Here is a 19,604-nt window from a genome sequence, read left to right as displayed (position 1 = left end):
ATGTGCGGCATCGTGGCGGCACTGGGTATCGCGGGCCGCGTCGACGAGAACGCCCTCGCCGCCGCGATCAAAGCGCTCACGCATCGGGGACCGGATGGGCAGGGGCACTGGATATCCGAGAACCGTCGCGTCGGGCTCGGCCATACGCGGCTCGCCGTCCGCGACCTCGAGGGCGGTGCTCAGCCGGTGTTCGCGGCGCGGGGCCGCGTCGTGGCGGTGGTGAACGGTGAGCTCTACGGCACCGCCGCCCTGCGCGCCGAATTGACCCGTCGCGGACACCATTTCGTCTCCCGCGGCGATAGCGAGGTCGTCGCGCACGCGTGGGCCGAGTGGGGCCCGGCCATGACCGCGCGGCTGCACGGCGAATTCGCGTTCGTCCTCTGGGACGATCGCGATCAGGTGCTCTTCGCCGCGCGTGACCGCTTCGGCGTCAAACCGCTCGTCTGGGCACGACACGACGACCGGATCCTGGTGGCCTCGCGGGTACGCGGCTTGTTCGCCCTGGGTCTGCCCGCCGCCTGGGATCACGGCACGCTGTGGCAGTGCGCGGGATTGCAGTACGGCGCACCCGATGCCACCGTGTTCGCCGGAGCGAGCGCCCTTCCGGCAGGGCATTGGATGTTGGTGCGCGACGGTCGAATACGGATTCGCGAGTACTGGGATCTCGACTACCCCGCCGAACCGACGGCCCGCGAGCCCGAACAGGCGGTGACCGAGTTCCGGGCCCGCTTCGACGCCGCCGTCGCCCAACGCCTCGAAGCCGATGTCCCCGTGGCGTTTCAACTCTCCGGCGGCCTGGATTCCAGTGCGGTCCTGGCCGCCGCGACCCGGCAGCGTGACGGCCTCGAGGCGTTCGCCCTGTCGTTCACCGACGGCGGCGTCTACGACGAGCAGCCCTTGGCCGCCGCGACCGCCGCGCACCTGGGCGCACGCCTGCACACGGTCGCCGTCACCGACCGTGATCTCGCACAGGCCTTTCCGGATGCGGTGCGGTTCGCGGAGGCGGCATGCATCAATACCCATGCCGCCGCGAAACTCCGACTGCACGCGGCGGTGCGCGAGGCCGGGTTCAAGGTCGCGCTCACCGGCGAGGGCGCGGACGAAATCCTGTTCGGCTACCCGCATTTGCGCGTGGATCAGCGCGGTTCGCTGGCGGCGCTGCGCGATACGAACGGCGCCTCGGCCGGGTTGATGCTGCCCGACGGGGAGGGGATCGGCCTGGCGGCGGTCCGGGAGACGCTCGGCTTCGTCCCGACCTGGCTGGCCGCCAAAGCTGCCTTCGGACAACGTGTTCGGCGGCTGCTGCGCCCCGCGTGGCTCGAGGGATTCGGCGACCGGGACGCCGGGCGCGCGCTGCTCGCCGAGATCGATGTCGACCGCAGGCTCACCGGGCGTGGGCGGGTCGAGCAGTCGGCGTACTTGTGGACCAAATTCGCGCTGGAAGGCTACATTCTGCGCGCCCTCGGCGATGGCCTGGAGATGGCGAACGGCGTGGAGGGCAGGCTGCCGTTCCTGGACGGCGCGCTCGTCGAGCATGTGGTGGCACTGCCGACCGAGCTCAAGATTCGCGAAGGCGTCGAGAAGTGGCTGCTGCGTCGTGCCATGCGCGATGTCTTGCCCGCGGCGGTTCTACAGCGCGAGAAGCATCCGTTCCTCGGACCACCGATCGGTACGCACATGCTGGCCTTGGTGCGAGAGGTGCTCTCGGACACGTCGATACGGCACATGGGCGTATTCGATACCGCGCGCCTCGCCGCCCTCCTGCGCGAGTACGACGACTGGGATCCGGTGCGGCGCAAAGCCTTCGATCCGGTGCTGCTGTTCGCGACCTCGGTGGGGATTCTGCACACGAGCTGGGAGATGAGCGCATGACCTGGTGGGCCGAACTGTACGACGAGCTGCTCGCCGAACATCTCTTGGTCCGCGCGGAGGGTGAGGTCGAGCCGACGCTCGATTTCCTCGTCGAGCGGCTGGATATCGCCCCCGGCAGCCGAGTGTTCGATCAGTGCTGCGGCATCGGCAGTCTGGCGGTTCCTTTGGCCGCCAGGGGTTTCGACCTCGTCGGCGTGGATCAGGCGGCCTCCTATATCGAGCGCGCTCGCGCCGATGCGCGGACCGCCGGTGTGGCAGCGGAATTCGTCGCCGCCGACGCCTGCGACTACGCACCGGCGAAGCCGGTGGACGCGGTCTTCAACTGGTGGACCAGCTTCGGCTACGGATCGGATGCGGAGAACCAGCGCATGCTGGATCGCGCCTTCGACGCCCTACGCCCGGGCGGCCGGTTCGCGCTCGACACCATGAATCTCCCCGGCGTCCTGCGTGGCTTCCGGCGGGACACCGTGACGCGACGGACCACGCCCCTCGGCGAGGTGCTGCTGGTCCGCGAAACCTCCGTCGATCTGGCCGAGGGCCGAATGCTCAAGGACTGGACGTATTTCGTGGACGGCAAATTCGCCACCCGCCACCACAGTTCGGTGCGCCTGTACCTCCCCGACACGATCGTGGCCATGCTGCGGGCGGCCGGATTCCACGACATCGACCTGTACGGGGACCTTTCCGGAGGCCCGCTGCACCTGGACAGTCCACGGTGCATTCTGCTGGCGAGGAGACCGTCATGACATTCCCGCTCCGCATTCGACCCGACGACGACACCGAACTGCGCCGAAACCTCTACGACGGCAAGGTTTTCCTGCTGCCGCCGACGACGTCGTCGCTGCGCCTTGTCGACTACGCGCGCGCCTGCCTGACGGCCGAACTCGGCGATACTCCTCGGCGCGCGCACGAACACTACGACGACGCCGAGCTTTTCGAGCGTGTGGGGCGGGTGCGCCGCCGCGTCTACACCGAGCCCGAAGGGCAGCGGCTGTTCCGCGATACCGTCGCAGACGTCGGTTTCCCGGCCGCGGAGACCGCCTTCGATCCGGCCAGGGTCCGCGCCATCATCCATGGGGCAGCGGATAATCCGCGCGCGGCGCCGGTGTACTACCCGCACCGCGACACGTGGTACGGGCACCCCGGTTCGGTGGTGACGGTCTGGATCGCCTTGGACGATCTCACCGCCGAGGAGACCTTCGTCTTCTATCCGGGACGGTTCGACCGCCCGGTGGCCAACGACTCCGAGATCTTCGACTACGACGACTGGGTGTCGCGCGGCTGGAGCCTCAAGATCGGCTGGCAGGATCGCGACGCCTCGCTGCGGGCCCGCTACCCGCAGGTGACCGCCGAGGAGGAGTACGGTCCCGAGGTCGGGTTCTCCTGCCGCGCGGGTGAGGTGCTGTTGTTCTCCGGCAGTCACTTTCATCGCACTCTGCCGCAGTGGAGCGGGTTGTCGCGGTTCAGTCTGGACGCGCGGGTGGTGCACCTCGGCGATCACGCGGCGGGGCTGTCCGCCCCCGATGTCGACAACCGGTCCCGGGGTAGCGCGGTGCCGGATTACATACAGCCCCACGACGTGGATGCCATGACCGATGGCTGAGCAGTGGGCATGGTTCATGGACCGGTTCGACGAGGTGGTCCGACGGCATCCGGACGCGGTCGCGGTGGACGCGCACGACGCCGTGTGGACGTTCGCCATGCTCGCCGAACAGGTCGAGAGGTTGGCCGAGAGGCTGTGCGGCAACGGGATTCGTCCGGGAGATGTCGTCGGACTGCGCACCGGGCGCAGTGCGTGGCATGTGGCCGCCTTGCTCGCGGTGTGGCGGTCGCGGGCCGCCTTCGTGCCCTTCGATCCCGATGCGCCGGAGCGCAGGATTCAGCTGATCATCCGGGAGGCGCGGTGCCGAGCGGTGTTGGTCGGCGGCGCGTCGGGCCTCGAGATCGTCTCGACCGACGTGGCGAACACGGTGACGGCCAGCACATCCCAGCCGCCGAACTCCACCGCGTACATCATCTACACCTCCGGCTCGACCGGTGAGCCCAAAGGCGTGCGAGTCGGACACGCTGGACTGGTGCCGATGCTCACCGCCCAGATCGACCTGTTCGGCCTGGGTCTCGGCAAGCGCGCGCTGTGCACCCTGTCGACGGCCTTCGACGCCTCCCTCTCCGATATCGGCACCGCACTGCTCTCGGCTGCCACCCTCGTGATCCCCCGCGACCCCGCCACCGCATCGACCCTGACCGAGTTGCTGCGCACGCACCGCATCACCCACGCCGACCTGCCACCCTCGCTCTTGACCTTCACCGATCCCGAAACCCTGCCCGCCACACTGGAAACCGTCGTGATCGGCGGCGAGATCTGCCCGCCCGCCACCGTTCGCGCGTGGGCGTCGGTCGTGCGGCTGATCAATGTGTACGGGCCCACCGAGGCCACCATCTGCACCAGCATGGGACTGTGCGATACGACCTGGGACCGGCCGCTGCTCGGCACTCCGCTCCCCCACGTCGACTACGCGCTCGTCGACGGCGAACTGCTCATCGGCGGCCCCGCCGTCGCCCTCGGCTATATCGACCGGCCCGCACTCGAGCAGCGCCGATTCGTCCTCCGCGGCGGGCGGCACTGGTACCGCACCGGCGATCTGGTTCGCCAACACTCCGATGGCACTTGGGAATTCCTCGGTCGCGCCGACCGCCAGCTCAAGTTTCGAGGCCGATTGATCTGCCCGGAGGAGATCGAGGCGCGCCTGCGGGATATCGACGGCGTCGCCGAATCCGCGGTCGTCGCGATCGACGGCGTACTCACCGCCCAGGTGCGCCCCTCCGATGCCACGGTGCGGGCCAGCACGATTCGAGACCGGCTCGCGACCACGCTTCCTTCCTGGATGCTCCCCCGCGTAGTGCTCGTGGCCGATCTGCCACGCAATCACGTCGGCAAGATCGACTTGCGCCGCGTCGAATCCGAGCTGGATACACGGTCGTCGCGCACCTCGGATGCGCGCCGAATCCAAGTCATCACAGCGGCTTTCACGAAAGTTCTGGGTGTCCATGCGCGCCCGCACGACGACTTCCAGCTGCTCGGCGGCGATTCCCTCGCCGCCATTCGCATTGTCGCCGAGGCCGCCCTGCACGGCATGCGTATCGAGCCGACGGCCCTCCTGACCGCCCGCACCCCGCACGCCATAGCCCGCGCACCACGCACGGGACATCGCACCGTGGCCGAACTCGACGCCGCGGCGGCCCGGCACGCCGCCGAAACAACGACCACCCCCATCGGTTCGGGTACCGGCACGGACTGGCTGCTCACTGGCGCGACCGGGTACCTCGGTGGTCACCTGCTGCCAGAACTCCTCGCCCGCACCGACGCGACAATCCACTGCCTGGTCCGCGCCGACAACGACGGCCATGCCCGCGCCAGGCTCGAAGCGCTGGCCGCACATCCCCGCATCCGGGTGTACTCCGCGAATATCGCAGCGCCACAGCTTGGTCTGTCCGACACAACGTGGCTGTCCCTGGCCAATCGCGTAGGGAAGATCGTGCACGCCGCCGCGACGCTCAGCCTCGGACTCCCCTATTCCGAGCTCGCCGCCATCAATGTGCGCGGCGCGGTCGAAATCGCCCGCTTCGCACGGCGATCGGGGGCGCGGATGCACCACATCTCCACCCTCGCCGTACTCGCCGCCACGGACTCGAACATCGAAACGCTGGACGAACACACTCGGTTCACCGATACCACCCACGTGGTCGGCGGCTATCCGCAATCCAAATGGATCGCCGAAAAGCTACTGCGGCACAGCGTTCCGCACCTATCTGTCATCCGACCCGGGCTGCTGACCGGTCATTCACTCACCGGCATGAGCGGGCCCACGTGCCCGCTCACCGCCTTTCTCCGTACCGTAGCCGAGATCGGTTGTCTGCCAACCGACAACGAAGACCGGCTCCGCGTCAACATCACCCCGGTCGACCACGCCGCCACCGTCATCGCCGACCTGATCTCCCGCGCGCCGGTGCCCATGGTCCATGTCGCGGGCGAGCACGGTGCCACGCTGCGCGAATTACGCTCCGCGCTCGGTGAATTCGTCCGGATCGAACCGGTGACCTCCGCCGAATTCCTCCGGCGCGCCCGCGAACGACTCACCACCCGCGACGCCCTGGCGCTCATCGCCGCCTCCTACCGGCTCACCGGCGCCGACGAACATCGCGACGCGGACCTGTTCCTGCACACCGGACGCCGCTTCCCCACCACCGTCCTGCGCGCCGCCACCGGCACCGCGATACCGCCCGCCGATCCCGAACTCCTCACCCGCTACGTCGAATTCGCGTTGCGGGCCAGCAACGTCGCCCAAACCATCCAGGAATCCCTATGACCCGAGGAATGGTGCTCGGCAAATTCATGCCGCCGCACGCCGGACACGTCTATCTCTGCGAATTCGCCCGTCATTGGGTGGACGAACTCACCATTGTCGTCGGCACCCTCGCCGCCGAACCGATTCCCGGCGCGGACCGCTATCGGTGGATGCGCGAACTGTTTCCGTTCGACACCGTCGTCCACCTCACCGACGAGAACCCTCAGGACCCCAGCGAACATCCCGACTTCTGGAATATCTGGCAGGCCAGCCTGGAACGCGTGCTGCCCTACCGCCCCGATATCGTCTTCGCCTCCGAACCCTACGGTGAGAAACTCGCCGAGATTCTGGGCGCGACATTCATCGCGGTCGACGTGCCGCGCGCGGCCGTTCCCGTCAGCGGCACGGCTGTCCGCGAGGATCCCATGCGGTATTGGGAGCACATTCCCCGTTGTGTCCGTCCGCATTTCGTACGGCGCGTCAGCGTTATCGGCCCCGAATCGACCGGAAAGACGACGCTGGCCCGCACTCTCGCCGAAACCTTCGACACGGTGTGGGTGCCCGAATGGGCGCGCACCGTCCTGGAGCGCCGCGGCGGCGCCCTCGAGGGCCTGGACTGGACCGAACTCGTACACGGTCAGATCGCCTCCGAACAGGCCCTCGCCCGCAATGCCAACCGAATCCTGTTCTGCGACACCGAACCCCTGCTCACCACGGTGTGGGCCGACACCCTGCTCGGCTCCTGCCCGCCCGAGGTCGCCGCCGCGGCCAGCGGACGCGACTACAACCTGACCTTCCTCACCGCACCCGACGTCCCGTGGGTGCACGACCCCGTCCGCTACATCCCCGACGAGGGCGCGGCCTTCCACACCCGCTGCCAGGAGGCGCTCGCCAACGCTGGCCGCACCGCCATCGAACTGCACGGCGACTGGGAAACCCGCACCGAACAAGCCATCGACCATGTGAAAGCGCTTCTCACACGCTGAATCGCACAACGCGCCGCCGTCGAAAATTCTTGTCTCGCACCGAGACAGCGAACAAGATTGTTAGACTCGCGCCCATTCCCGAGGGGAGGCGATCTCGGTGTTCGTGGGGCGCACCAGACTATTGGGGCTGATCGACGGGCTCATCACCATTCCACCGGAGAACGCCAAACCCGTTCTGGTGCTGGAAGGCAGCGGCGGCTCGGGGCGCACAGCCCTGCTCGACCAGGTAATGCGACGGTGGACCGATCGCACGCCGGTGGCATTGGTGCGGCCGTTGGCACATCCCTACGCCCCGGACAACGCGCTGCGACCGGTGAATGCCGCGGCCATGCTCGGACTGAGTACCGGCATTCGCGGATACAAGGGATATTTCCCGCGCGTACTGGTCGCATTGCTGGCCATCGACACGGATTTCAGCACGATCGCGCCGCCGGACCAGCGCGCGCACTTGCAGACGGTGTTGAATCGGTACCGAGATCGCGACGCGCTGCTCACCTTCGTCGATGCGGTCGCGGGCGCGGTGGGCGACATCGCGGCCTCCACCATCCCCGGCGCGGCGGTGATCGTCCCGATCCTGGCGAACAATCTCAGCGGTCTCGTCGTGCGACGACTGCAACATGGGCGGATGCTGGCGCGCATCACGTGGGGTTCGGCCATCTCCTGGTTCGGTCACCAAGATCTCGGACTCGTTCTGGACGCCGAGGCGACCCTGATCGAACTCGGCCTCCAGGCGCACAGCGACGATCCCGCCATTCGGCGCGGCGTCGACGACCTGCTCGTCAGCGCGCTGCTGGCGGATCTGCGATACAGCGCGGCCAAGGTCAACGGCCGAGCCACCAACTTCACCATGCTGATCGACGACGGCGATTCGGAGCCGGTCGCATCGTTCATCGGCTCACTCCTGCGGGCACGTGAGGCCCTGACCGCGGTCGGCTTCGCGGGACCGGACCCGCTGACCGTTGTCACCGTCAGCTCCGGCATGCTCGCATCCGAACTGGCCGGACAGGTGCCCGCCCCCGCGGTGTGGACGGATCCGCTGGCGCCGGGCCCGTGGGCGCGGTGGGCGCTGCTACCGCTGCCCCACCTGCGATCGACCCAGGTCGAGACCCTCGCCATGAGCGTCGGCGCCATCCAGGGCAAGGAGATCGGCGCGCGGGTGCACCGGCTCACCGGCGGTCACGCGGGCGCCTCCGCTCTGCTGCTGGCCCGGATCAAGGAGAACCCCGACTTCGCGACCGATATCGACGCGCTCCTGCGCGCACCCGGCCCGGAGCCGAGAACCACTGTCCAACAGTATCTTTTGCGTGTCTTCGCCAAAGGGCTGAGCGTGCGCAAACAGCTGAACGACGGTGTACTCGAGGCACTGATCACGATCTCGGCGGCGCGCACCAAAGGGGAAGCGACCGCGCTGATGGACCTGCTGCCCGCCGGATTGAGCACCGACTCGACACTGTTCACCTCCAGGACCCTGTGGGTGCGCGAGGGCGAGAACGATGTTCTACCTCCGCTGGTGCGCCAGCTCGGGCTGCGCGAACTGCGCACCCGCGACGACCCGAACACCGGCTGGGACAAGGTCTTCGACGCACTGCTCGAGCGAGTCGATCCCGCCGACAACGCGGGCAGGCTGTTGTACACGCGATTGCGGCACGGGCGCGCGGCGATCGTCGAGGAACTCGCGAATCTGTTGTCGCGGTCGACAACCGCTCGGTGGCTGGCGGTCTTCGACGAGGTCGTGTCGGTGATGGATCCGCGTCGTCCGGACAGGGGGATTCTCGACAGCCCCGACCGCGCGCACAATCTCGCCGAGCACCTCGAGGTTCTGCTCGCGGCGCTACCGGAACTGTCGTCGGGCATCTCCTTCGTCACCGCGGAAGCACGGGTCGCGCTGTTCTCCCGCATCGCGCACAGCTACGACCGGCTCGCCGACTTCGCCGACGACCGTGCGCCTTTCGCGGTACGCGCCACCGAATACCGCCGTCGCGCGTGGAGGGAACAATGATCGCCGCGCATCCCAGCTCCGCTCGCTCGCGATTCTGGCTGGGTATCGTCCCGCGTCCGGACCGTCCGCCGCCTCGGCACTGGACCAACTGGTGGCGGTTCATCCTCGTGGTGACGGTCGTGGTCGCCGCCGGTGCCGCGTGGATCGAGCGCGAACCGATCCAACGGCTGTTCACCTGCAATGACGGCTGGCCCAGCACGGACGCCTGGTCCGCCGGGGACCGCTGTATCGGATTGTCCGACGGCCCTTACGCTTTCGATCTCCCGGCCTTCGACCACGTCATGGGCGTCATCGCGGAACAGAACAAGGCGCGAACCCAGTGCCCGGGCACCCCGGTGTCCGTCGGGGTGCTGTTGACCATGACCGATGAGCTCGCGGGCAATCGCGCCGTACACGAGCTGGAAGGTATGGCGGTGGGACAGCGGCGCGCCAATGGCACCGGCTGCGTCCACCCGATACGCCTGCTCGTCGGACAGCTCGGCGACTACGACAGCGACGGTGATCCGGTCGCGGTGGCGCGAGAACTGGCCGGACGCGACGACATCGTCGCGGTCGCCGGTATCGGACTGAGCCTTCAGGTCACCGCCGAGGTGGCGAATGTGCTTGCCGCCGCGAAGATTCCGATGGTCTCCGATGTCGTCACCGCCGAGGGCTTCGATCAGGACGGTTCGCGCGTCGACAATCCGGATTTCAGCGGCTGCGACCCCGATATCAGCTACAACGAGGGTGTCGGCAAGGACTATCTGTACCGCATCGGCTATCGAGTCGCCGTGCAGGTCGGCGCGATCGGGAAGGTCGTGCCCACACGCCCGGACTTCATCATGGTGCCGATCGGCGGCTCCGACCCCTACACCTGCACCACGCTGCCGCTGCTGCACCGCCAGTACGGCGGCGAGCTGCTGGAGGTGAAATTCGACGCGACGGAGCCGACGACGGTCTCGCAGACCGCCAAACGCATCTGCACCATGGCCAAGGATGTCACCATCGCCTACCTCGCGCGTGGCCGCGACCTCAGCCGCCTGCTCTACACCCTCGACGAGTCCTACGCCAACGGCCAATGCGCCGCGACCTCCATCACGGTGGTGAGCACCTCCGACGGAAACCGTTTGCGCACCGTCGAATCCGATGCGGCGCTGGAAGATCTGCGCGCCAAGGCGCTGAGTTCGCGCAGCTTCGGCGAGGGTCGGGTTCGACTGCTGTTCACCCTGGTGGCGGGCGCGGACGGGCCGGAGCCGGGCAATCCGAACTGGGACACCTTCGAGAAGGAGTTCGCGGACGCGGGTTTCGACACCAGCCACATCGGAAACGGTTGGGCCGTCAATGCTTACGACGCCATCACGACCATCGATACCGCGCTGCGCATCCTGCCCGCCAACCAGCGGGTCCAGCGCAGCCAGGTGAACACCACGATCAGCGGATTCACATCGATGGAGCAGTCGGTGCCCGGCGCGGGCGGACCGATCGTGTTCGACAACAGCGGAAATCGCACCGACCCCGGACCCGAGGTGGTGCGATTGTGTCCGACCGCGCTCACCCCGGGCCAACCGGCCCAGGTGCCCACGGTGGAGGCTCAACCCGGAGCGCCCCTACCGGCGTGCCCGAGCTGAGCCTCGTGGCTCAGTGCGCCTCGCCGACGACTCCGCTGAGTTCGTTCGGGGTGCCGTCGAGGGTGACCGAGTTGACCACGGTGCCCGCGGCCAGGTCGATGCGGTGGATCTGCTTGGTGGCCGGATCGCTCACGTAGACATCGGCGCCGCGCACGAAGATCGCGGGGCGGGGCTGCTGCCATTCGAGGGGCTCCTCCCACGGCTTGATCACCTCGAAGCTGCGGGTTTCCTTGCCCGCCACCACATCGATGACGTGGATACGGCCGTCGGTGCCGAGAACCAGCGCCTCGCCCTGCGGGCCACGGGCCAGCGAGCGGAAGGTGTAGCTGGTGCCGAGCGGGACCAGACGCAGACTCGCGTCGCGGGTGTCGATGAGCGAAATCTGCTGCGGGCGCTCCAGTTCGGCGTTCTTGTCCTGCTTGTAGTCGCCGAGGGCGATCGGGGAGGCGTCGCTGCCCGCCTGGTTGCCGATGCGACCGTAGGGCGTGGGGCTGGTGACCTTGGTGATCTTGCCGTCCCGGTAGATGAGCGCGCCGGTCTGGCAGCCGATGACCACGGCCTCACCCGCGACGGTCGATTCGCCGTGCACGCCGGGGCAGTCCTCGTTGCGGGCGATCTCCTTGCGGTCCTGGTCGAGAACGACTATGCCGGTGCGCTTTTCCTCGGTGCCGAGAGTGACGACGAGCTGGCCGTTGGACAGTTCGACGGCGACGCCGTGGTGCGGTGCGGCGGCCTTGTAGGTGTCGGTCTTCGGCTTGCCGTGTTCGAGGTCGTGCGGGTCGAAAATGGTGACCTCGCCGGTGCCGTCGGCGAAGAGGACGGTCTGGTCGGCGTGGCGCACCACGTGACCGGGCTTGGCGGCCGGGAATTCGATATCGGTGAACTCGCCGCGCGTGGCATCGAGGACGCGGAAGCCGTCCTTGGTGGAGACCATGAGGTGGGTGTCGTTGCCGGAGGGGTTCAGGCGGTTGAAGCCGTCCAGCTCGATATCGCTTGCGACGGACAGAGTTTGGCCGTCCAACAGGTAGATGCCGCCATCGTAGGTGACCGCGAGGGGGTTGGCGATGGCGGGCCGGTCGGCCTTGTCGTCGCTACCGCAGCCGCTCAGGGCTACGACCGACGCCAACACGGCGGTGAGGGCCGCGGGGGCCGCGGCTCTGGTACGGACGGACATGGGTGGTGCTCCTCATCTCGGGTGGTGCTCGAACGCGTGGGGGCTCAGCTCGGGGCGAGTCCGGTGACGATGGCGTCGGTATTGGCGCGCATCATTTCCAGGTAGGTGGCCGCTCCCCCGCCTGCGGCCGTGAGGGATTCGGTGTGCAGGGCCACGACCCGCACCGCCACACCCGCCTGTTCGGCCAGCACCCGAGCCAGGCGATCGGGTTGGGATGAATCGGCGAAGATGGTGCGCACACCGGCGTCGCGGACGGTGGTGGCCAGACCGGCCAGGTCGGAGGCGCTCGGCGAGGCCAGGGCGGTGCCGCTGGGGATGATGGTGCCGATCACCTCGAGTCCGAAACGCTGTGCCAGGTAACCGAATACGTGGTGGTTGGTGACCAGGCGGCGCTGTTCGGGGGCGAGCGTGGCGAAGCGCGAGGTCATCCAGGTGTCGAGATCGTTCAGTTCGGACAGGTAGCGGGTGGTGTTGGCGCGCACCGCTTCCGCGTCTATGCCGTCAAGAGCCAGTACTCGATTTCCGATGAGCTCCGCGGCGCGGCGGGCGCGCGCCGGGTCGGTCCAGAAGTGCGGATCCGGCCGGTCGCTGCCCTTGTAGCTGATCGGATCGAGCTGATCGGCAATCGACAGCGTGGGAATACCGGAGCTCTCGGCGGCGAAGACATGCCGCTGCACGCCCTCCTCGAGACCGAGGCCGTTGTGGATGACCAGTGCGGCCCGGTCGATGCGGGCGGCCTGTTGGGCCGAGATGGCGAATTGGTGCGGGTCCGCGCCCGGCGGCATGAGGACGGTGACCTTGGCGGCGTCACCGACGATCTCTTGGGTGAGGTCACCGAGAATATTTGTGGTGACCACGATTTCGATGCGGTCGGCGTCGCTGGACGAACAGGCGGGTAGCAGGAACAGGGCCAGCAGCGCGGGTAGCGCGGCGCGCAGGAGGGTTCTCATCGTCCGGTCTCCACCATGAGTGCGGGGGCGAAATCGAGTGGGAAGGTCCGGGCGCGGCGCAGGTTGTCGCGGTAGTCGATCTCGTAAACGGACCGGGCGCGGGCGTCGTTGACGTAGGCGCGGTTCGTGTCGATCTCGATCACCGGAGGGGTGCCGCCGGTCATGGGCTCCGGGAACAGTTGCGTCCGTGCGCGTTCCGCGCCGGAGGCGACATCGACGGCATGCAGGACGCCATCGCGGGTCAGGGTCAACAGGGCGCTGCCCTCACCCGCGGTATTGGCGGCCACGACAGGTCCGGTGTCGACCAGACGCCAGGTGCGCGCGCTGGTGTCGAGGACCCAAACGCCGCGGTCACCGGCGCGGGCGGTGAGCGTGGTGCTGCCCGCGCGGTGGGTGAACTCGCTGGCCCGGTCGGCGGCGGCCACCGGGTGCGGATACGGGATCTTGGTCGCCGAGAACTCGCCTTCGTTGGCCGAGACCGTGAGAGCGCCATCGGCACAACCGAATACGACGCCACGGCGGGTTACGGCGGTGCCCCGCGGGTCCGGGCAGGATTCGGCCAGCGGGGTCGCACCGGAGGCTGCGCGGTCCCGGACTTCGGCTCGGCCGGAGGGGGATACGACGACGAGGCGCTCCGCGTAGGGAATCGCGATGCCATCCACGATATTTCGCTCGGTGACGGTGCCCGCGTCCAGGGCTTGCCGGTCCAGTAGGACGGTCTTGGACAAGTCCAGGACCAAGGCCGTGAGCGCGGGATCGCTGTGCGCCGCCGTCACTCCGGCGTGCGGAAGGTCGCCGACCTCGCGGATCGCCGCGCGGTAGTAGTGCACGTGGTCGCCGTGATCGACCGTCCACGCACCGCCGTCGACGACGCGGGTGCCCTGCGCCGTCACCGGGTAGGCGAAGCGGTCGTCGCCGACCAGGCGCGTCGCACCAGGCGCGCGGCCGCTGTCGGTGACCTCCTCGGAGATCAGGTCGAGCACCCGCACCGCACCCTCGGAATCCACCAGGACCAGGCGCGACTGCGGCGAGTCGGTCTCCTCCGCGCCCTCGACGTAGCCGTGCGGCTTCTCCTCCGCCGGTACTTCCTCCTCGGGTGCTCCACATCCGACCAGTGGCAGCACCGAACCCAGAACCACCAGCAGCACGAAGGCATTCGCGCCGCCACCCGTCCACCGCGCCCGCAGCCGCGACAGCACCGCCGAGACGAAGAACAGGCCGACCGCGATCGCCGTGATGGTCGCGCCCGCCGCCGTTCCCGCGTGCCAGGACACCACAAGCCCGGTGAAGGTGGCCACTCCGCCGAACACCGCCGCCAAGGCCATGATCACCGGAATGCGATGCGACCAGTAGGTGGCGGCCGCAGGCGGGGCGATGAGCAAGCCGAAGACCAACAGTGTGCCCGCGATGTGGAACGACGCCACGATCGCCAGGGTGAGCAGGCCGAGCAGCGCCCCCTGCGCCCAGCGCGGACGCAGGCCGAGCGTCTGCGCCGTGCGCGGATCGAAGGCGAGCGCCACGAACGCGCGATGACCCAGCACCGCGATCACCAGCGAGAGGCCCAGGGCCACAACCAGATACCAGAGGTCCTGGGTGCGAATGGCGAGCACGTCGCCGAACAGGAACCCGGTCACATCCACCGCGAAGGACTGCGACCGCGACACGATGATCACGCCCACCGACAGCATTCCGGCGAAGAGCAATCCGATGCCGGTATCCGCGGCGAAGCGCGAATCACGGTCCAGGGCCGACACACCCGCCGCCATGGCACCGGCGCTGAAAGCCGCGCCCAACACCAGGTTTCCGCCCAACAGCGAGGCCACCGCCACTCCGGGCAGCAGCCCGTGCGCCATCGCCTCCCCCAGAAAAGCCATGCCGCGCACCACAACCCACGTTCCGGCCAGGGCGCACACGCCGGAGACCAGCAGACCACCCCACAGCGCTCTCTGCACGAATGTCACCTCGAACGGGGCGATCAGCCACTCCATGGATGGGCACAGTAATATGAAAACGATTTTCAGAACAAGTAAGGTGATCCAGTGAACAATCAGCAATCCCCGGCGGTGCGGCTCGAGGCGGTGACGGCGGGATATCGGGGGCGGTCGGTATTGCGCGAGGTCACCGCGACTATCCCGAGTGGGCGGGTGACGGCGATCGTCGGACACAACGGCTCGGGGAAATCCACCCTGCTCGGCGTGATCGCCGGGGTGATCGCGCCGACGGCGGGACGCGTCGAGCGCAGCCCGCGGGGTCCGGCACTGGTGGTGCAGCAGAGCGCGGTACCGGCGACCCTGCCCATCACCGTTCGGGAGACCGTCGCCATGGGGCGGTGGGCGCATCGCGGTGCGTGGCGGCGGCTCACCCGCCACGATCACGCGGTGGTGCGCGAATGCCTCGAGCGGCTCGGTATCGCGGACCTCGCGGCGCGGCGGCTCACCGAACTGTCCGGGGGTCAGCGACAGCGCGCGCTGCTCGCGCGGGCACTGGCGCAGGAATCGGATCTGCTGCTGTTGGACGAGGCCACCAGCGGGCTGGATATCGATGCGCAGCAGGAGATTTCGCGCACGATTCGCGACGCGGCGGCAGCGGGCGTCACCGTCGTGCACGCCACCCACGATCGGGCCGAGGCCCTCGCGGCCGACCACTGCCTGATGCTGCGCGACGGCGAATTGGTGGACGCGGGGACGCCGGAGCGGGTGCTACCGGTGATCACCCCGGCGAAGGCCAGCTGAGCTCAGCGCCCCCACGCCAGCTTGATGCGGGTGGTGCTCAGGAAATCGTCGGTCAGCTCGCGCAGGGCGAGGAACTGCCCGCCCGTCCCGTACTTCTGCCGCAGGCTGCCGAAGTCGACGTACTCGGCCGCCGCCGCGATCTGGTTCGACTCCGGGATGCGGGTCGGGAACAGGCGCGGCAGGCTGCGGTTGCCGCGCAGATCCTCCAGGATGCGCTGGTGCACCGCCGAGGAGCGGCGGTATTTGGTGACCACGACGCCGAGCTCCTCGATGGGCGAACCCCACCGGGTGGACAGTTGCCGAATTCTGGCCTGTACCGCCGGAATTCCGTAGGTCGACATGAAGTCGGGAATGGTCGGGATGACGTATCCGTCGGCTATGCGCAGACCGTTCTGGGTGATCAGGCCGAGGCTCGGCGGGCAGTCGATGAGGACGTAGTCGTAGGCGAACAGCACGCCGCTCAGGGCGTCGGCGAGAATGGCGGTGGGGTCCACGACGTCGACGTGGGTCAGATCGTCCTGGAGCGCAATGAGTTTCAGCGAGGAGGGCAGCAGGTCCACCGAGTCGACCGCGTGCATGGCCGAGACATTGTGGCGTACCAGGGCCGCGGCGTCGCGGGGGCGGAAACCCTCGAGGACGTCGCCGAAGACCGAGGCCAGGGTGTGGTCACCGGAATCCAGTTCCGTCGCATGCCTTTCCCCGACCATCATGGTGGTGAGATTGCGCTGCGGATCCAGGTCGATGAGCAGGACTTTCTTACCGAATTCGACGGAGAGGATCTCGGCCAGCGCCGCGGTGGTGGTCGTTTTCCCCACGCCGCCCTTCAGATTGAAGGTCGCGACCACATAGGGGCGACTGCGACCGGGAACCCGCTCCCGCTCCCAGATGCGTTGCGGCCGTTCGAAACGCAGCACCCGCTCCGCCTTCTGCGGCCACTCCCAGGCAAATCCGGGCAACACCTCGCCACGCAACTCCACCAGTACGCAACCCTTCATCCCACCGCCCGAGCGGTTCGCCCAGCCTAGTAACCCGAACCGGGATCGGCGGGGTGCGACACCGGCGGGTCTGGAACATAATGCGCGGTATCGTGATCCATCACACAAGTGAGGACAGGCTATCTCTGACACAATCCCCGGGTGCGTTACTTCGAGGGTGTGAGCGGCCTGGTGCATTACCGAAGATGGCCGATCGAATCTCCCACAGCTGTTGTGGTGCTGCTGCACGGTCTCGGCCAGCAGAGCGCTGATTATCACCGGTTCGCCCGGGCGCTGAACCGGCACGGGATCGAGGTGTGGGGAATCGACCACATCGGTCACGGACTCAGTGAGGGCGAGACCGATTCGATCGCGCCGATCGACGATCTGGCGGCAAATGCCCTGCTATTCATGGAATTGGTGCGGGACGCGCGCCCGGAACTTCCCATGACGGTCATCGGGCATTCGCTCGGGGCCGGGACGGCGCTCATCGCCCTGCAATCGGGATCGCCTGTGGTGGACGCGGTTTCCGCCGTCGTGCTCTGCGGAACGCCGGAAAAGGCGGCGATACTGGATGTTCCGGCGCCGCGCGCGCCGACGCTGGTGCTGCACGGCGGCGACGACCGGCGCGCGCCGATCGGGCCGATTCGCGGCTGGTGCGCCATGCGGCCGGGTACGCGAATGCGCGAATTCCCCAATGCCGGACACGATCTGCTGCACGAACCGGTACACCGGATGGTCACCGAAGCCATTCTCGACTTCGTCGCGGAGGCGGAAACGCTGGTGCCGCACCTGGTTTCCAGGTAGACGCGCATCCGCCCCGGCGTCGGTGCCGGGGCGGATGCCGTGCTGTCAGCCGCGGAACCACATGGGCCGCAAGGTCGGCCCGTTCTCCGGCAGCACGATGTGCTCGCCCTCATGGACGAAGCCGCAGCGCTCGTACAGGCGAGCCGAACGCTCGGTGCTGGCCTCCAGATAGGCGGGCACGCCCGCGTCGGCGGCCGCCTTCACCCGATCGGTGATGATGGCCGCGCCCGCGCCCTTACCGCGATGTTCGGGCAACGTGACGATGACATGCAGGTAGCGGTGCGGGAATTCGGCCGGATGGGTCTTTTCGAGCAGGCCCGTCAATGCCGTCAAACGCCGGAACGGCTGCAACGGGGCATTGGCGTACAGCTCGCGCATCTCGGCGGCTTCGCGGGCGTAGCGCTCCGTGCTGGTGACGGTGTGCCACAGCGATACCGCCCACACCTCGTCGCCGACACCGGCGACCCACACCTCGTCCTCGCGCATGGTGCGCTCGATCATTTCCGGCGCGTGCGTCGTGCGGAACTGGTCGGCGATCTCGCCCTGGCCCTCCATCACCCAGCTGAACACCACCTCGTCCGCGCTCGCCTCGGCGAATACCCGGCTGACATTGTCGAGCTCGTCGAGTCCCGCCCGACGAGCCACCAACTGCGAATCCATCTGCAACCTCCCGAAGTGAACGGTGTCCTCGCAAGCCAAGGTATGGAGATGTGGACGGGTTTACGACCATTTCGTCACACTGGGTGTTGTGATGAAATCCGAGCGGCCGGGGTGCGCGGTGTGTGGGACGGAGCTCGAGCAGGCCGGAGTGGGTCGGCGACGGCGGTACTGTTCGCGGTCCTGCCAGGCCAGGGCGTATCGGGCGCGGCGCAGCGCGGTGCCGCCCGCGCGACGTGCGGCCCGGCCGCGGCGGCTGACAACGGTCGCCATCGTTCGCGCGGCGGTGGCGTTGGCCGATCGGGAGGGCCTCGATGCGCTGTCCATGCGGCGGCTCGCCACCGAGTTGGGGGTGGCGACCACCGGGTTGTACCGGCACTTTCCCGATCGCGACAGCTTGCTCGCGGAGATGGCGGAACTCGTCTTGGCCGAGACACCGCCTCCGCCAACGGATCTCACCGGGTGGCGGGCTCGGCTCGGGTACGAGGCGCGCGGCGAGTGGCGAATGTACCGGCGTCATCTGTGGATGCTGCCGCTGCTCGCGCAGACCCGTCCGCCGATGGGTCCGGCCCTGTTGGACCACCTCGAGCGCTTCTTCGCAGCGCTGTATCGACCAGGAATGACGCAGCAGACCATGCTGCCGATCTACCTGTCGGTCTCCGGGCTGGTGCAGGGCCTGGGACTGCTCCTGGCCACCGAGCGCACCCCGCTCGGGCCCGACCCCGCCGATCCGCGCACCGCCGAGGCGATCGCGCTCGTCTCCCCCGAGAGCCATCCCATGCTGGCGGAGTTCTTCGAACCCGATGCCGACGGAATCGCTCTCGACCTCGACGAGCTGCTCGACACCTGTCTCACACTGCTTTTCGACGGTGTGGCGGCGCGGTATTTTCCAGAGGACTTCGAACCCACTGCGGTGCAATGAGACCGAGTGCTCTACCCGCTGGAGTTCAGCGGCTGGAGATAGCGCGGTTCTACCGAGGAGACGAGCCAGACGCCGTTGCCGGTGACCGCGAATTCGTGGCCGTCGCGGTGCATGGCGGCGGCGTCCACGGTGAGGATGACCGGTGTGCCGTGCCGGGTGCCGACGGCCTGGGCGGTGTCGGTGTCGGCGGAGAGATGGACGGCGTGACGGCGCATGGGGCGTAGGCCCTCGGCCAGGATGAGCGGCAGTGTTCGGGTGGTGGTGCCGTGGTAGAGGACGGCCGGGGGTTCGGCGGCGGCATAGCCCAGCCGCACGGGGATGGAGTGGCCTTGCCGGGCTCGAATGGCGGTCCCCGCATCGTCGAATTCGAAGCGGCGCTTGTTGTTTCGCTCGACCACCAGGTCTAGTTGGGCGCGGGTGAAGCCCTTGCCGTGGGCGGCGGCCTGACGCAGCAGCGCGTCGACGGGCACCCAACCGGCCGTATCGAGGTCCAGGCCGATGGCCTCCGGGTGGTGGCGGAGCCAATTCGACAGGCGCTTGGAGAGCCTGACCATGTCCTTGTCGTTCATAACCAGACC

General features: G+C 68.1%; 16 protein-coding genes. 10 read left to right on the top strand and 6 right to left on the bottom strand.

All coding sequences use genetic code 11. The features are described from left to right. The 7 genes from asnB (at nt 1) to ACIBH2_RS20910 (ending at nt 10,810) form a co-directional block, all read left to right on the top strand. Nucleotides 1-1,872 carry an asparagine synthase (glutamine-hydrolyzing) gene (asnB, locus tag ACIBH2_RS20940; protein ID WP_397119754.1) on the top strand — a complete coding sequence of 624 codons (1,872 nt, stop codon included), beginning with the start codon at nt 1-3 and terminating at the stop codon, nt 1,870-1,872. Beyond that, nucleotides 1,869-2,618 carry a class I SAM-dependent methyltransferase gene (locus ACIBH2_RS20935; protein ID WP_397119752.1) on the top strand — a complete coding sequence of 250 codons (750 nt, stop codon included), beginning with the start codon at nt 1,869-1,871 and terminating at the stop codon, nt 2,616-2,618. Before asnB ends, ACIBH2_RS20935 begins: the two co-directional genes overlap by 4 nt. Further along, on the top strand, nt 2,615-3,475 hold the full coding sequence (locus ACIBH2_RS20930; protein WP_397119750.1) for a phytanoyl-CoA dioxygenase family protein: 861 nt from the start codon (nt 2,615-2,617) through the stop codon (nt 3,473-3,475). The genes ACIBH2_RS20935 and ACIBH2_RS20930 overlap by 4 nt, the downstream gene beginning before the upstream one ends. Further along, nucleotides 3,468-6,239 (top strand): AMP-binding protein, encoded by a 2,772-nt coding sequence (locus ACIBH2_RS20925; RefSeq protein ID WP_397119748.1) that lies wholly within the window; start codon nt 3,468-3,470, stop codon nt 6,237-6,239. The genes ACIBH2_RS20930 and ACIBH2_RS20925 overlap by 8 nt, the downstream gene beginning before the upstream one ends. Further along, entirely contained in the window at nt 6,236-7,204 is a 969-nt protein-coding gene (locus ACIBH2_RS20920; protein ID WP_397119746.1) for an AAA family ATPase, read from the top strand. The genes ACIBH2_RS20925 and ACIBH2_RS20920 overlap by 4 nt, the downstream gene beginning before the upstream one ends. Nucleotides 7,205-7,307: 103 nt before the next feature. Beyond that, entirely contained in the window at nt 7,308-9,203 is a 1,896-nt protein-coding gene (locus ACIBH2_RS20915) for a hypothetical protein (RefSeq protein WP_397119744.1), read from the top strand. Then, nucleotides 9,200-10,810, top strand: a complete 1,611-nt coding sequence (locus ACIBH2_RS20910; RefSeq protein WP_397119742.1) for an ABC transporter substrate-binding protein — start codon at nt 9,200-9,202, stop codon at nt 10,808-10,810. The genes ACIBH2_RS20915 and ACIBH2_RS20910 overlap by 4 nt, the downstream gene beginning before the upstream one ends. 10 nt (nt 10,811-10,820) lie before the next feature. On the opposite strand, the gene aztD is transcribed toward ACIBH2_RS20910, so the two are convergent. Genes aztD through aztB form a run of 3 tightly spaced genes read right to left on the bottom strand, consistent with a single transcriptional unit; the run spans nt 10,821 to nt 14,922 of the window. Then, nucleotides 10,821-11,984, bottom strand: a complete 1,164-nt coding sequence (gene aztD / locus ACIBH2_RS20905; RefSeq protein ID WP_397119741.1) for a zinc metallochaperone AztD — start codon at nt 11,982-11,984, stop codon at nt 10,821-10,823. A gap of 44 nt (nt 11,985-12,028) precedes the next feature. After that, complete coding sequence (aztC, locus tag ACIBH2_RS20900; protein WP_397119739.1) at nt 12,029-12,934, bottom strand: zinc ABC transporter substrate-binding protein AztC; 906 nt, start codon at nt 12,932-12,934, stop codon at nt 12,029-12,031. Continuing rightward, a complete protein-coding gene (gene aztB, locus ACIBH2_RS20895; RefSeq protein ID WP_397119737.1) occupies nt 12,931-14,922 on the bottom strand; it encodes a zinc ABC transporter permease AztB in 1,992 nt (663 codons plus the stop codon). Before aztB ends, aztC begins: the two co-directional genes overlap by 4 nt. Nucleotides 14,923-14,973: 51 nt before the next feature. Here aztB and aztA point away from each other — a divergent pair, with 51 nt between their 5' ends. Then, on the top strand, nt 14,974-15,666 hold the full coding sequence (gene aztA / locus ACIBH2_RS20890; RefSeq protein ID WP_397119735.1) for a zinc ABC transporter ATP-binding protein AztA: 693 nt from the start codon (nt 14,974-14,976) through the stop codon (nt 15,664-15,666). A 2-nt stretch (nt 15,667-15,668) separates the two neighbouring features. On the opposite strand, the gene ACIBH2_RS20885 is transcribed toward aztA, so the two are convergent. Continuing rightward, nucleotides 15,669-16,643 carry an AAA family ATPase gene (locus ACIBH2_RS20885; protein ID WP_397119733.1) on the bottom strand — a complete coding sequence of 325 codons (975 nt, stop codon included), beginning with the start codon at nt 16,641-16,643 and terminating at the stop codon, nt 15,669-15,671. 159 nt (nt 16,644-16,802) lie between these two features. Between ACIBH2_RS20885 and ACIBH2_RS20880 the strand changes: the two genes are divergently transcribed. Next, entirely contained in the window at nt 16,803-17,447 is a 645-nt protein-coding gene (locus tag ACIBH2_RS20880; protein WP_397119731.1) for an alpha/beta hydrolase, read from the top strand. 45 nt (nt 17,448-17,492) lie between these two features. Here ACIBH2_RS20880 and ACIBH2_RS20875 read toward each other — a convergent pair whose 3' ends face one another. Next, nucleotides 17,493-18,107 (bottom strand): GNAT family N-acetyltransferase, encoded by a 615-nt coding sequence (locus tag ACIBH2_RS20875; RefSeq protein ID WP_397119729.1) that lies wholly within the window; start codon nt 18,105-18,107, stop codon nt 17,493-17,495. 91 nt (nt 18,108-18,198) lie between these two features. Here ACIBH2_RS20875 and ACIBH2_RS20870 point away from each other — a divergent pair, with 91 nt between their 5' ends. Continuing rightward, nucleotides 18,199-19,026, top strand: coding sequence for a TetR/AcrR family transcriptional regulator (locus ACIBH2_RS20870; RefSeq protein ID WP_397120939.1), 828 nt, complete (start codon nt 18,199-18,201; stop codon nt 19,024-19,026). Nucleotides 19,027-19,037: 11 nt separating this feature from the next. Here ACIBH2_RS20870 and ACIBH2_RS20865 read toward each other — a convergent pair whose 3' ends face one another. Continuing rightward, the gene (locus ACIBH2_RS20865) at nt 19,038-19,595 is read right to left on the bottom strand and encodes an RNA 2'-phosphotransferase (protein ID WP_397119727.1); all 558 of its coding nucleotides are present in this window, start codon (nt 19,593-19,595) and stop codon (nt 19,038-19,040) included. Between the last annotated feature and the right edge of the window lie 9 nt (nt 19,596-19,604).

The sequence above is a fragment of the Nocardia sp. NPDC050406 genome, from assembly GCF_044459025.1.
Classification (GTDB): domain Bacteria; phylum Actinomycetota; class Actinomycetes; order Mycobacteriales; family Mycobacteriaceae; genus Nocardia.
Note: the sequence above shows the minus strand (reverse complement) of the source record. Positions and strands in the feature narration are given on the sequence as shown.

Bases quoted from the DNA above. Each gene is read 5' to 3' on its own strand.
- aztB (WP_397119737.1), bottom strand. From the start codon at position 14,922: ATGGAGTGGCTGATCGCCCCGTTCGAGGTGACATTCGTGCAGAGAGCG.
- aztD (WP_397119741.1), bottom strand. From the start codon at position 11,984: ATGTCCGTCCGTACCAGAGCCGCGGCCCCCGCGGCCCTCACCGCCGTG.
- ACIBH2_RS20910 (WP_397119742.1), top strand. From the start codon at position 9,200: ATGATCGCCGCGCATCCCAGCTCCGCTCGCTCGCGATTCTGGCTGGGT.
- ACIBH2_RS20925 (WP_397119748.1), top strand. From the start codon at position 3,468: ATGGCTGAGCAGTGGGCATGGTTCATGGACCGGTTCGACGAGGTGGTC.
- asnB (WP_397119754.1), top strand. From the start codon at position 1: ATGTGCGGCATCGTGGCGGCACTGGGTATCGCGGGCCGCGTCGACGAG.
- ACIBH2_RS20870 (WP_397120939.1), top strand. From the start codon at position 18,199: ATGAAATCCGAGCGGCCGGGGTGCGCGGTGTGTGGGACGGAGCTCGAG.
- ACIBH2_RS20920 (WP_397119746.1), top strand. From the start codon at position 6,236: ATGACCCGAGGAATGGTGCTCGGCAAATTCATGCCGCCGCACGCCGGA.
- ACIBH2_RS20875 (WP_397119729.1), bottom strand. From the start codon at position 18,107: ATGGATTCGCAGTTGGTGGCTCGTCGGGCGGGACTCGACGAGCTCGAC.
- aztC (WP_397119739.1), bottom strand. From the start codon at position 12,934: ATGAGAACCCTCCTGCGCGCCGCGCTACCCGCGCTGCTGGCCCTGTTC.
- ACIBH2_RS20935 (WP_397119752.1), top strand. From the start codon at position 1,869: ATGACCTGGTGGGCCGAACTGTACGACGAGCTGCTCGCCGAACATCTC.
- ACIBH2_RS20865 (WP_397119727.1), bottom strand. From the start codon at position 19,595: ATGAACGACAAGGACATGGTCAGGCTCTCCAAGCGCCTGTCGAATTGG.
- ACIBH2_RS20930 (WP_397119750.1), top strand. From the start codon at position 2,615: ATGACATTCCCGCTCCGCATTCGACCCGACGACGACACCGAACTGCGC.